Origin of the sequence: Pleomorphomonas sp. PLEO (genome assembly GCF_041320595.1) — a bacterium.
Taxonomy (GTDB): domain Bacteria; phylum Pseudomonadota; class Alphaproteobacteria; order Rhizobiales; family Pleomorphomonadaceae; genus Pleomorphomonas.
On sequence record NZ_CP166625.1, the window covers coordinates 58,855 to 71,117 of the forward strand.

Annotated in this window: 13 protein-coding genes and 1 pseudogene; 10 read left to right on the forward strand and 4 right to left on the reverse strand. The window is 63.6% G+C overall.

The features are described 5' to 3' along the window. Positions 1 to 11: 11 nt before the first annotated feature. The 5 genes and pseudogenes from murJ (at position 12) to AB6N07_RS00245 (ending at position 4,802) form a co-directional block, all read left to right on the forward strand. A complete protein-coding gene (gene murJ, locus AB6N07_RS00225) occupies positions 12 to 1,577 on the forward strand; it encodes a murein biosynthesis integral membrane protein MurJ (protein ID WP_370675834.1) in 1,566 nt (521 codons plus the stop codon). 100 nt (positions 1,578 to 1,677) lie between these two features. Further along, positions 1,678 to 2,730, forward strand: coding sequence for a tryptophan--tRNA ligase (gene trpS / locus AB6N07_RS00230; protein WP_370675835.1), 1,053 nt, complete (start codon positions 1,678 to 1,680; stop codon positions 2,728 to 2,730). Positions 2,731 to 2,800: 70 nt separating this feature from the next. Further along, positions 2,801 to 3,297 (forward strand): annotated as a pseudogene (locus AB6N07_RS00235) (universal stress protein). Between the two features lie 119 nt (positions 3,298 to 3,416). Beyond that, complete coding sequence (locus AB6N07_RS00240) at positions 3,417 to 3,971, forward strand: NifU family protein (protein WP_370675836.1); 555 nt, start codon at positions 3,417 to 3,419, stop codon at positions 3,969 to 3,971. A gap of 237 nt (positions 3,972 to 4,208) precedes the next feature. Next, on the forward strand, positions 4,209 to 4,802 hold the full coding sequence (locus AB6N07_RS00245) for a malonic semialdehyde reductase (RefSeq protein ID WP_370675837.1): 594 nt from the start codon (positions 4,209 to 4,211) through the stop codon (positions 4,800 to 4,802). Between the two features lie 60 nt (positions 4,803 to 4,862). Here AB6N07_RS00245 and nth read toward each other — a convergent pair whose 3' ends face one another. After that, positions 4,863 to 5,522 carry an endonuclease III gene (gene nth, locus AB6N07_RS00250; RefSeq protein WP_370678323.1) on the reverse strand — a complete coding sequence of 220 codons (660 nt, stop codon included), beginning with the start codon at positions 5,520 to 5,522 and terminating at the stop codon, positions 4,863 to 4,865. A 312-nt stretch (positions 5,523 to 5,834) separates the two neighbouring features. Between nth and AB6N07_RS00255 the strand changes: the two genes are divergently transcribed. Beyond that, on the forward strand, positions 5,835 to 6,725 hold the full coding sequence (locus tag AB6N07_RS00255; protein WP_370678324.1) for a methylated-DNA--[protein]-cysteine S-methyltransferase: 891 nt from the start codon (positions 5,835 to 5,837) through the stop codon (positions 6,723 to 6,725). 83 nt (positions 6,726 to 6,808) lie between these two features. Here AB6N07_RS00255 and AB6N07_RS00260 read toward each other — a convergent pair whose 3' ends face one another. The 3 genes from AB6N07_RS00260 to AB6N07_RS00270 all read right to left on the reverse strand — a co-directional run bounded on the left by AB6N07_RS00260 (position 6,809) and on the right by AB6N07_RS00270 (position 9,246). After that, the gene (locus AB6N07_RS00260) at positions 6,809 to 7,429 is read right to left on the reverse strand and encodes a 2,3-bisphosphoglycerate-dependent phosphoglycerate mutase (protein ID WP_370675838.1); all 621 of its coding nucleotides are present in this window, start codon (positions 7,427 to 7,429) and stop codon (positions 6,809 to 6,811) included. A gap of 108 nt (positions 7,430 to 7,537) precedes the next feature. After that, a complete protein-coding gene (gene dapB / locus AB6N07_RS00265; RefSeq protein WP_370675839.1) occupies positions 7,538 to 8,350 on the reverse strand; it encodes a 4-hydroxy-tetrahydrodipicolinate reductase in 813 nt (270 codons plus the stop codon). A 140-nt stretch (positions 8,351 to 8,490) separates the two neighbouring features. Next, positions 8,491 to 9,246, reverse strand: a complete 756-nt coding sequence (locus tag AB6N07_RS00270; RefSeq protein WP_370675840.1) for an alpha/beta hydrolase — start codon at positions 9,244 to 9,246, stop codon at positions 8,491 to 8,493. Between the two features lie 323 nt (positions 9,247 to 9,569). Here AB6N07_RS00270 and infC point away from each other — a divergent pair, with 323 nt between their 5' ends. The 4 genes from infC to pheS all read left to right on the forward strand — a co-directional run bounded on the left by infC (position 9,570) and on the right by pheS (position 12,258). After that, on the forward strand, positions 9,570 to 10,106 hold the full coding sequence (gene infC / locus AB6N07_RS00275) for a translation initiation factor IF-3 (protein ID WP_370678325.1): 537 nt from the start codon (positions 9,570 to 9,572) through the stop codon (positions 10,104 to 10,106). A 310-nt stretch (positions 10,107 to 10,416) separates the two neighbouring features. Continuing rightward, positions 10,417 to 10,617, forward strand: a complete 201-nt coding sequence (gene rpmI / locus AB6N07_RS00280) for a 50S ribosomal protein L35 (protein ID WP_026789928.1) — start codon at positions 10,417 to 10,419, stop codon at positions 10,615 to 10,617. 43 nt (positions 10,618 to 10,660) lie between these two features. After that, positions 10,661 to 11,023 (forward strand): 50S ribosomal protein L20, encoded by a 363-nt coding sequence (gene rplT, locus AB6N07_RS00285; RefSeq protein ID WP_026789927.1) that lies wholly within the window; start codon positions 10,661 to 10,663, stop codon positions 11,021 to 11,023. A gap of 152 nt (positions 11,024 to 11,175) precedes the next feature. Beyond that, positions 11,176 to 12,258 carry a phenylalanine--tRNA ligase subunit alpha gene (gene pheS, locus AB6N07_RS00290; RefSeq protein WP_370675841.1) on the forward strand — a complete coding sequence of 361 codons (1,083 nt, stop codon included), beginning with the start codon at positions 11,176 to 11,178 and terminating at the stop codon, positions 12,256 to 12,258. The last annotated feature ends 5 nt before the right edge of the window (positions 12,259 to 12,263 follow it).

Sequence of the window (12,263 nt, forward strand, 5' to 3'; positions counted from 1 at the left end):
GGCAACCGTCCATGAGTCTGGTCAAAAACTTCGTGACGGTGGGTGGCGCCACGCTGTCCTCTCGCCTGCTCGGTTTCGTGCGCGACGTGTTCATGGCCAACATGCTTGGTTCGGGACCGATCGCCGACGCCTTTTTCGTCGCGTTCCGTCTGCCCAACCTGTTCCGCCGCCTGTTCGCCGAGGGCGCCTTCTCCTCGGCCTTCGTGCCGCTGTTCGCCCGGGCGCTCACCGAGGGCGGCAAGACGGCGGCGCGAGCCCTTGCCGAGGACATTCTCGCCATCTTCCTGCTGGTGCTGGTCGTGGTAACTGCCCTGGCCGAAGTGGGAGCGCCCTGGCTGGTCGGCGTGCTGGCGCCGGGCTTCATCGACGACCCGCAGAAATTCGCCGCCGCCGAATTCATGACACGCGTGATGTTTCCGTATCTCGCCTGCATGTCGCTGACCGCCATGGCGGCGGGCATGCTGCAATCCTTCGGGCGTTTCGCGGTCGCGGCCTTCGCGCCGTCCCTGCTCAACGTCATTCTGGTGGCAGCCCTGATCCTCATCTGGTGGGAGAACTGGGCCGGCACGCCGGAAGCCGCCTATACGCTCTCCTGGGCGGTCTGCCTTTCGGGCGTCGCTCAACTGATCGCCGTGGCGGGCTCGCTGTTGTGGATCGGCTTTCCGGTGTCGCTGACGCGGCCGCGTTACAACGACAACGTCCGCCGCTTCGTCCGCCTCGGCATTCCCGGGGTGATCTCCGGTGGTATTACCCAGATCAACATCGTGGTCGGCACCATTATCGCCTCGATGCAGGCGAGCGCGGTGTCCTGGCTCTACTTCGCTGACCGCATCTACCAGCTGCCGCTCGGGGTGATCGGCGTCGCCATCGGCATCGTGCTGTTACCGGATCTTACCCGCCGCGTTCGCACCGAAACGGCGGAAAGCATTTTCCACACCCAAAACCGGGCGCTGGAATTCGCCATGGCGCTGACGCTGCCTGCCACGGTGGCGCTTCTCGCCATTCCCTACACCATCATGCGCGTGCTGTTCGAACGTGGCGCCTTCACCGCCGCCGATACGCTCGCCACCGCCAACGCCCTGATCGCCTTTACAGTCGGCCTGCCGGCCTTCGTCGCCATCAAGGTATTCCAGCCATCCTTCTACGCCCGCGAGGACACCCGTACGCCGACCGTGCAGGGCGGCATCTCCGTGGCCGTCAATGTCGTCGCCTCGCTGGCGCTGTTTCCCTTCATCGGCCACGTCGGCATCGCCGCGGCGACGTCGCTTGCCGCCTGGGTCAACGCGCTGATGCTGGTGATCGAACTCCACCGTCGCGGCCATTTCCGCGCCGATGCGCTGCTGGTTCGACGCCTTGTGCTGCTGGCCATTGCCAGCCTGCTGATGGGAGTGGCGCTGATCCTCGGCGAAAACCTTGTCGACGCCCATCTCCATGGTGGCCGTCAGTTCGTCCAAGGCTTCTGGCTGCTCGGCCTTTGCATGTTCGGCATGGCGGTCTACGGGCTCGCCACCGTGCTGACCGGCGCCGTCGATGTTCGCCGCTACGCGCGCGCTGTGCTCGATCGCGGCCGGCGCTGAGCGCCTTTCCGCCTTGCGGTCACTGCGCGCCGGGTCCATAAGTCCGCCCGCCCGGTCTCACCACCGGCGCGCGTGAAACTCTATCCTCGGGTCCAAACCGATGCCTTTCAAGCCTCTTGTCTTCTCCGGCGTGCAACCGACCGGCAATCTTCATCTCGGCAATTATCTCGGCGCCATCAAGCGCTTCGTGGAAATGCAGGCGACCCACGACTGCATCTACTGCGTGGTCGACGAGCACGCCATCACCGTCTGGCAGGATCCGTTCGAGCTCCGCCGCCAAATCCGCGAAGTGACGGCCGCCTTCCTCGCCGCCGGCATCGATCCGAAGACGCATATCGTCTTCAATCAGAGCCAGGTGCCGGAGCATGCCGAACTCGCCTGGGTGTTCAATTGCGTCGCCCGCATGGGCTGGCTCAACCGCATGACGCAGTTCAAGGAAAAGGCAGGCAAGGACCGTGAGAACGTGTCGGTGGGCCTGTTCGCCTATCCGAGCCTGATGGCCGCCGACATCCTCGTCTACCGAGCGACGCATGTTCCGGTCGGCGAAGACCAGAAGCAGCACCTCGAGCTCACCCGCGACATTGCCACGAAGTTCAACAACGACTTCTCCGCGTCGATCGTCGCCCAGGGCCACAGTGCCGAGGATGGCTATTTCCCGCTGCCTGAGCCGCTGACGCAAGGCCCGGCACCGCGCGTCATGAGCCTGCGCGACGGCACCAAGAAGATGTCGAAATCCGATCCCTCGGACTATTCGCGCATCAACCTCACCGACGACCGCGACGCCATCGCCACGAAGATCCGCAAGGCCCGCACCGATCCAGAGCCGCTGCCTTCGGAGATCGATGGTCTCAAGGAGCGCCCCGACGCCGACAACCTCGTCACCATCTACGCCGCGCTGGCGGGTATGACGCGGGAAGCGGTGCTGGCAGACCATGGTGGGTCGCAGTTCTCCGCCTTCAAGCCGGCGCTCGCTGATCTTGCCGTGTCGGTCCTGTCGCCGATCAACGACAGGATGAAGGCGCTGATGGCCGAGCCCGACCATATCGACGCCATCCTGGCCGATGGTTCGGAGCGGGCCGGTGCCATCGCCGGCAAGGTGATGGACGAGGTCCGCGACATCGTCGGCTTCATTCAGAGCCGCAAGCGGCGCTGACAGACCCCGCAGGCAAAACTTGAGGGCCGGCGCGGCTTGTCCGCGGCCGGCCTTCTGCTACTCTGGCGGCATGGTTTCACGTCGTCTCGCCCGTGAAGAGGGCCACCGCCGCAAGTTCCTCTGCGTCATCGACGACACGCCCGAATGCGACCGGGCGGTGGTCTACGCGGCAACGCGCGCCCGGCATACCGTCGGCGGTCTGGTGCTGCTCTATGTCATCCCGCCCGGCGACTTTCAGCACTGGCGCGGCGTCGAGGAAATGATGCGGGCCGAGGCGATGGACGAGGCAAGGCAGCGCCTTGCCGCCACCGCCGAGCGCGTGCACGCCTTCGCCGCTGAAATCGAAGCGGAACTGGTCATCCGCGAGGGGCAAGCGGCCGAAGCGATCCATCGCCTGATCGAGGAAGATCGCGACATCGCCATTCTCGTGCTGGCAGCCGGAACAGGCACCGAGGGTCCAGGGCCTCTTGTCACGTCGGTCGCCGCCCGCTCGGCCCCCCCTTCCCAATTCCAGTGACTATCGTGCCCGGCGATATGAGCGATGAGGACATCACCGCCGTCGCCTGACCTGCCCAAACGACTTATGTCCGCAGGTTCACCGATTGTTCATTTGCAAAGTCGGAACTATCCTCTAAAGATCAAGTTTAGATTTGTTCCAATCAGGCGAGCCTGAGGAGCCCGATACGATGTTTATCCAGACCGAGTCCACACCCAATCCGGCCACGTTGAAATTCCTGCCCGGGCGGGTCGTCCTCGAAGGCAGCCCGCGCGAATTCCTGACACCCGAACAAGCGACTGTGTCACCTCTCGCCGGCGCTCTGTTCGAAATTTCCGAGGTGACCGGCGTATTCTTCGGTGCCGATTTCATCACGGTGACCAGCAAGGATGGCGATTGGGCGCATCTGAAGCCCGCAGTGCTCGGTGTCATCATGGAGCACTTCATGTCCGGTGCGCCGATTCTGACAACCGTCGAGACGACGGCCGGTGCCGAGGACTTCGATCCGGCCGACGCCGAGACGGTTTCGTCGATCAAGGAGCTGCTCGATACGCGCGTCCGTCCGGCCGTGGCGGCTGACGGCGGAGACATCACTTTCCGCGCTTTCAAGGACGGCGTCGTCTATCTCAATATGCGCGGCGCCTGTGCCGGTTGCCCGTCCTCGACGGCGACGCTCAGGAACGGCATTCAGAATCTGCTGCGCCACTTCCTGCCGGATGTGCGCGAAGTGCGGGCCGTGGCCTGATTCCTCACGTCCTCACCCGTTTCACACGCCGTCGGCCCAGCCGGCGGCGTTGTCATTTCCAGCTACAAGCTATCAAGATACCGTGAGAGGGCCGTGAACGTCCGGCAATAAGCCGCGCATTCGCCTTGTCGGTCACTTTTATCGAACAATCTGTCAGCCAATCGCGGACTATGCGAGCCAAAAGGCGGAGCCTAGGTCGGATGAAGAGTTTTCTTCTTCCTCCCGAAAGGCTTTTCAATGTCCGCTCTTCTTGCCGATGACACGCTCGACCGCCTGTTTCGCGACGGCCGCTCTTTCAACGGCTTCCTCGATAAGGTGGTTACCGACGAGACGCTGAAGACGCTCGCCGAACTGGTAATCCTCGGCCCCACCGAGGCCAACACCCTGCCCGGTCGCTTCGTGTTCGTGAAATCGCCCGAGGCCAAGGAAAAGTTGCTCGCTGCCATGGCGCCGGGCAACCAGGCCAAGACGAAGACCGCGCCGGTCTCGGTGATTGTCGGCTATGACCTCGATTTCTACGAGAACCTGCCAAAGACCTTCCCGCACGCCGATGCGCGCTCCTGGTACGCCGGCTCGCCGGATGAGCGGTTGCAGTTCTCGGCGTTGCGCTCGGCGTCGCTGCAGGCTGGCTACCTCACCACGGCGGCACGGGCTCTGGGCCTCGACGTAGGCCCAATGGCTGGCTTCGATGCCGCCACCCTCGACGCCGCCTTCTTCCCCAACAGCCGCGTCCGAACCTTCCTGGTGGTCAATCTCGGCTATGGCGACAAGGCGTCGCTATTCCCGCGCCTGCCGCGCCTTTCCTTCGACGAATACGCCCGCATTGTCTGATCACGTCCGGATCAGCGCGACGAAGCTCCGCCGGCAAAACGGCGGGGCTTTTTTTTTGCATTACGCCATCGGGAACCGTTTTTCCGGGCTCCGGCAGAGATCGGCGACAATACACCGCTCGCATTCCGGTCGCCGGGCCTTGCAGACGTAGCGGCCGTGCAGGATGAGCCAATGATGGGCGTGCTGAAGGTAGGCTTTCGGCACCACCTTTTCCAAGCCGAGTTCAACAGCGATCGGCGTCCGGCCGGGCGCAAGCCCTAGCCGGTTGGCGACGCGGAAGACGTGGGTATCGACGGCAATGGTCGGCTCGCCGAAGGCAATGTTGAGGACAACGTTGGCCGTCTTGCGGCCGACGCCCGGCAGCGCCTCCAAGGCCTCCCTGTCGTGCGGCACCTCGCCACCATGCTCGCGCACCAGAATATCCGAGAGCGCAATGACGTTCTTTGCCTTGTTGCGGTAAAGGCCGATGGTCTTGATGGCCTCCCGCAGACGGTCTTCGCCGAGCGCCAGCATCTTTTGAGGCGTATCGACGGCCTCGAACAGTGGTCGCGTCGCCCTGTTGACGCCGGCATCAGTGGTCTGGGCCGACAATGTCACGGCGACCAGGAGCGTATACGGGTTGACGGCATGGAGTTCGCCGCGCGGCTCCGGATTGGCCGCCTTGAAAGTAGCGAACAATTCCTCGATCTCCGCGGCGCCCATCGGCCGGGTCGGCGGAATGGGTTGATCGATATCCTCGGATGCGACGACGGCAGGCTTTCTCGGCACGGGGCATACTCCGGACAAGGCGCAATGGCACATTCTATAGCCGGGTTTGCCGCCCGACTGCGTCAGCAGCGTCGCTTTCCAGCGATCGTCATCGCTTTTTTTGCGCTTTTTCTCGCCGTGTGCGAAAATCGGGTGGTTGGATCGCCCGACGCTCCCTAACTTCGCATCGCACCCTTGATGGAGGACGCGATGGACGCCATTACGCTGATAGACAACCTCACCACGCCGCCGATGTCGGCGAGCTGGCTGCACGAGGGACTGCGCATGGCAGGCGAAGTAACGCTCGATCGCGACCATAGCGACTATGTTCTCGTGCGCGACACCATTCGTTTCATCTCGGAGCGCTGGCGCGACCAGCCCGAGCTTGAAACCATTGCCGCCGCCGTCGGCACCGACGCCGGGCACCTGCATCGTCTGTTCACCCGTTGGGCTGGCCTGACGCCAAAGGCTTTCGTGCAGGCATTGACCCTGGACGAGGCGCGACGAATGCTCGATCAGTCGTCGTCGATTCTCGACACGGCTTACGAGGTCGGACTGTCCGGACCAGGCCGACTGCACGATCTCTTCGTCACGCACGAGGCCATGAGCCCAGGCGCCTACAAGGCACGTGGGGCGGGCGTTACAGTCGCCTATGGGTTCCACTCTTCGCCCTTCGGAACGGCACTGGTGATGGCGACAGACCGAGGACTTGCCGGCATCGCTTTTGCCGACCCCGGCGAGGAGCAGAAGGCGTTCCAGGACATGTCGGCCCGCTGGCCGGCCGCCACCTATGTTCAGGACGAAGTGGTGACGGCGCCCTACGCGCGGCAGGTGTTCGACCCGACGGTATGGTCGCAGGACCGGCCAATCCGGCTGGTGTTCATCGGCTCCGACTTCGAAGTCCGCGTGTGGGAGACGCTGCTCCGCATTCCGCTCGGCAAGGCGACGACCTATTCCGACATCGCCCGCCATATCGGCAACCCCAACGCAGCGCGGGCCGTCGGCTCGGCGGTCGGCCGAAACCCCCTGTCCTTCGTCGTGCCCTGCCACCGCGTGCTCGGTCGCGAAGGCGATCTTTGCGGCTACCACTGGGGCCTCACCCGCAAGAAGGCCATTCTCGGATGGGAAACCGGTCTTGCCCGCCGACTCGGCGGCGCCGAGGTGGAGAGAGGCTGAGCCCCAAGTTTTTCCTTCCGGAAACGAAAGCGCCGCGACGGGAGACCATCGCGGCGTTTGTCATTTCAAAAGGCTGTCGGCAATCAGGCCGCCAGGACCTTCTTCGACTTGATCGAGCCATCCTCGTTGAGCTCGTAGACGATCGGCTCGCCAGTGTTGAGCTCGCGAGCGACGATCTCGTCGCCGGTCAGCTTCTCGAGGTCCATGATGATCGAGCGCAGCGAGTTGCCGTGGGCGGCGACCAGCACGTTCTCGCCCTTGAGGACGCGCGGCAGGATCTCGGCATTGAAATAGGGCAGCGTGCGCTCGGCAGTGTTCTTCAGGCTCTCGCCGCCCGGAGGCGGAACGTCGAACGAACGGCGCCAAATGTGCACCTGCTCCTCGCCCCACTTGGCGCGAGCGTCGTCCTTGTTGAGGCCGGTCAGTTCGCCATAGTCGCGCTCGTTGAGGGCCTGGTCCTTGATGGTCTCAAGGTTCGGCTGGCCGACTTCGCCCAGGATGAGGTTCAGCGTGTGCTGGGCGCGCGTCAGAACCGAGGTGTAGGCAATGTCATACTTGTAGCCGAGCGCCTTGAGGCGCGTGCCGGCGGCGGTCGCTTCCTTGACACCCAGCGGGGTCAGGTCGGGATCCTTCCAGCCGGTGAACAGGTTGAGCAGGTTCCACTCGGACTGGCCGTGGCGGACGAGGACCAGAATGCGGCTCATAGGCTTTTCTCCAGTTGATCGTTTTGTTGCGGGCCGGAACCGACCATCGGCTCCGGAGCATTCAGCGGCCGGCCACCACCCCCGGTTCGGGGCTTGGCCGGAATTTCCTCAATCCTTGAGGCCGAGCACGTCGGCCATGTCATAGCGTCCCGGCTTGCGGCCGCGTGCCCAGAGCGCGGCGCGGACCGCTCCCTTGGCAAACTGCGCCCGGTCTTCCGCGACATGCCTCAGTTCCAGCCGTTCACCGGCTCCCGCAAGATAGACAGTGTGTTCGCCAACCACCGACCCGCCGCGCAGCGTGGCAAAGCCAATGGCGCCCTGCGGGCGGGGACCGGTGTAGCCGTCGCGGGAGCGAACCGCGTAATCATCGAGCTTGATATCGCGGCCGCGCGCCGCGGCCTCACCGAGCAAGAGCGCGGTCCCGGAGGGTGCGTCCACCTTGTGGCGATGATGCATCTCCAGGATCTCGACGTCGAATTCCGGCCCAAGCACCTTGGCGGCCCGCTCGACCAGCAAGGCCAGGAGGTTGACGCCAACGCTCATGTTGCCGGACTTGACGATGGTTGCGTGGCGGGCGGCGGCGTCGATCTTTGCCTCGTCTTCAGCGGTGCAGCCGGTGGTGCCGATGACGTGGGCGATACGCGCCTGAGCGGCCAATTCGGCAAATTCCAGGGTAGCCGATGGCGTGGTGAAATCGAGGATACCCTCGGCACCAACCACGGCCGCCAGCGCATCGGTCGTCAGCGGCACGCCAATTTCACCGATGCCGGCCAGCACGCCGGCATCCTCGCCGATCAGTGCGCTGCCCGCGCGCTCGATGGCGGCATGCACTGTTACACCCGCCGTTTCGGAGATGGTGCGCACCAGCGTGCGTCCCATGCGTCCGCCGGCGCCAACGACTACGAGCTTCATGTCCGACATGTTCGACCTCGCCGGTTCAGGGGAGAACACCGTTGCCATGGCGGCCTTCTAACATGCGAGGACCGCAAGGTAATCCTTTAGTCGCAAAAATCCCTCGGGATCACGCTGGAATAAACGCGTATTGGCGAGGATTTGTGGTCTCATTGCTCGGTCACACGGCCGATAGCATCGAGAATGAGCGCAATATCCGACGGTCGCGACAGCCGGTGATCGCCGTCTTTCACCAGCGTCAACACCACGTCGTCGTCAACCAGCCGATCGACGATGCATTGCGCATGCGCGTAGGGCACCGAAGTGTCGGCCATGCCCTGAATGATGATCACAGGAACCCCGAGGCGGAGCGGCGCGTCGAGAAGATTGTGCCGCGCACCGTCACGGAAGAAATCGGCGGTGAGGCGATAGGCCGGACCGCCGTATTCGCCCGGCACCTCGATTGTCTCGCCGGCATCAACACGAGCGCGCGCCTTCGGCGGCAGCGCCGGATAGAACAGCTTCTCGGTAAAGTCGGGCGCCGGCGCGACAAGCACCGCCCCCTTAAGCCCGACAGGATGCTCGCGCGCCAGGAGCAGAGCCATCCAGCCACCCATCGATGAGCCGACGGCGACGAAGTCCTGCCCGGCCTCGGCGGCGATCACCGCCTTTGCCTCAGTGAACCATCGGCCGATGCCGCCGTCTTCGAACGCGCCGCCCGACTCGCCATGTCCGGAATAATCGAAGCGCACCACCTTGCGGCCATGCTGACGGCCCCAGGCCGCCACCGCTTCGGCTTTTGTGCCGGTCATGTCGGAGCGGAAGCCGCCGAGCCAGACAATCGCCGGGCCGGCGCCATCGAGAATCCGGCCACGAATGATCCGGCCATCGTCCGGCATGGTGATGCTGATGGACCGATCCGACATGGCACTCCGCTCCCTATGGCCGTCAGCGCACGGCCAGTTGGCGGCATCCGAGGCAATATGCCGCCTCTTTAGCCCATTTCCCTGCCGATTGCCGTCTGCGACCTTGACTTTTTAGTAGTCTCCAACGATTTTCAGGCCGTTGTCCAGTTTGCGGGTCCATGCTTCTCAGGAAGAAGCGGTTCGCTATGAGGACAGCCGGCCACCCTTGGATGGCGCTCCGTTTCAAAGATGCGATCAGTTCGAAGATCAATTCCTTGACATGGTCGAGCGTCGACATATCCGGGCGGTGACCGTTTCCGAGAACTTCAGAGGAGTTGACAGCCATTCGTCGCCCGTTCCGAGCCACCGCTCCCGTCAAGGAAGGTCCGCGCATCAATCGCGAAATCCGGGTCCCTCAGGTCCAGTTGATCGGCGAGGATGGTGACAACCTCGGCGTTGTCGCGATCGCTGATGCCTTGGCCGCCGCCTCCGAGGCCGGCCTCGACCTTGTCGAGATTTCCCCGAATTCGACACCTCCCGTCTGCAAGATCCTGGACTTCGGCAAATACAAGTTCGAAGCTCAGAAAAAGGCGTCGGAAGCCCGCAAGAATCAGAAGATCGTCGAAATCAAGGAAGTTAAGCTCAGACCCAACATCGACACGAACGACTATACCGTGAAGATGAAGAGCATGATGCGCTTCTTCGAGGAAGGCGATAAGGTCAAGGTGACGCTCCGCTTCCGCGGTCGCGAGATGGCGCACCAGGATCTCGGCTTCAAGCTTCTGCAGCAGGTGAAAGAAGAGACCGTCGCGGTCGCCAAGGTCGAGAGCGAGCCGCGCCTCGAAGGCCGCCAGATGGTGATGCTGCTTTCCCCACGTTGATCCTCCAAGACAGATTGACCAAAGGCTCCGGAACCCCATGCCGGAGCCTTTGGTTTGACTGGCCGCCGGGGTAGTGTTGATGCGCCTTGCGTTTCCCGCCCTTTTCGGCTAGAAGCCCAGCCACTTCAGGTCGCCCGGCGTGGAAACGGTTTTCCGTGTCCATGGGCATGCCGTGGCGACTGTCGAAGCTCAAACCCCCGGACAGCGCGGTCCAGGGTCGCGGGTCTCCCGCGACGGATCGTGGGTTTTCCGGAACTGACAGGCCAGCGAGAGCCCGAAAGGGATCTCCTAACACTCGGAAACGAGCAAAATGCCCAAGATGAAGACGAAGTCGGGCGCAAAGAAGCGCTTCAAGGTGACGGCCAGTGGCCACATCAAGTCTGCTCAGGCCGGCAAGCGCCATGGCATGATCAAGCGGACCACAAAGTTCATCCGTAAGGCTCGCGGCACGACCGTGCTGTCCAAGCCGGACGAGATCATCATCAAGAAGAACTTCCTGCCCTACGCCTGATCCCGCGCGATCATACGGCACTCACACTCGAGGAGACTGAATTATGGCGCGCGTCAAGCGGGGCGTTACGTCCCATGCCAAGCACAAGAAGGTTCTAGAGGCCGCTAAGGGCTTCCGGGGCCGCCGCAAGAATACCATCAAGACCGCCAAGGCGGCCGTCGATCGCGCGATGCAATATGCGACGCGTGACCGCCGGGCCAAGAAGCGCAACTTCCGCGCTCTTTGGATCCAGCGCATCAACGCCGCTGTCCGTGACGTGACCGGTGGCGAGCTGACCTACGCTCGCTTCATCGATCTCATGGCCAAGGCCGGGATCGCCATCGACCGCAAGGTGCTATCCGACCTCGCCATCAGCGAGCCGGCGTCGTTTAAGGCCATCGTCGAGAAGGCCCAGGCTGCCGCCTAATTGGCGACAGCGCGGGGCCGATCGCTGATCGGCCGCCCCCGACATTACGAGAGCGGCGTGCCGATTGGTGCGCCGCTCTTTTTGTTTCCAGGGGTGCAATCGCCGGTAAGACCGGCTAGAAGCCTGCCATCAGATCCGCCAGGACATCCGTCATGACCGACATCGAACAGCTCGAAGCCTCCATTCTCGACGACATCCACGCCGCCGTCGACGAAGCCGCCCTTGAGGGCGTACGCGTCACCACCCTCGGCAAGCAGGGTTCGGTGTCCGCCTTGCTCAAGACGCTGGGTGCCATGAGCCCCGATGAACGGCGGACGCGCGGTGCGACGATCAACGCCTTGAAGGACCGGGTGGGGCTCGCCATCGCCGACCGCAAGGCGGTCCTGAAGGCCTCCGCCCTCGACGCTCGCCTCGCCCGCGAAACCGTCGACATCTCGCTGCCGGTTCGTCCGGGGCCACTCGCCGAGGGACGCATCCACCCGGTAAGCCAGGTCATCGACGAGATCACCGCCATCTTCACCGACATGGGATTTGCGGTGGCCGAGGGGCCGGACATCGAGACCGACCACTATAATTTCACGGCACTCAATTTCCCACCGGACCATCCGGCGCGCGAGATGCACGATACGTTCTTCCTGAAGCCGAAGGAGGATGGTTCGCGTCTGCTGCTCAGGACCCACACCTCGCCGGTGCAGGTCCGCACCATGGAGAAGCAGAAGCCGCCGATCCGCATCATCGCGCCCGGCCGCACCTACCGCTGCGACAGCGACGCCACCCACACCCCGATGTTCCATCAGGTGGAGGGCCTCGTGATCGACGAGACGACCCACTTCGGCCATCTCAAATGGGTGCTGGAGGAGTTCCTGAAGGCCTTCTTCGAAGTGGATGAGGTCAAGACGCGTTTCCGTCCGTCTTTCTTCCCGTTCACCGAGCCGTCGATGGAAGTCGATGTCGGTTGCCGGCGGTCGGGTTCGGAGATCCGCATCGGCGAAGGCGACGACTGGCTGGAGATTCTCGGCTGCGGCATGGTGCATCCCAACGTGATCCGCGCCGCCGGCCTCGACCCCGACGTCTATCAGGGCTTTGCCTTCGGCATGGGCATCGACCGTATCGCCATGCTGAAATACGGCATGCCCGACCTGCGCGCCTTCTTCGACGCCGATGCCCGCTGGCTGAAGCACTATGGCTTCCGGCCGCTCGACCTGCCGAGCCTCTACGGCGGACTGACCGGGTGATGTCG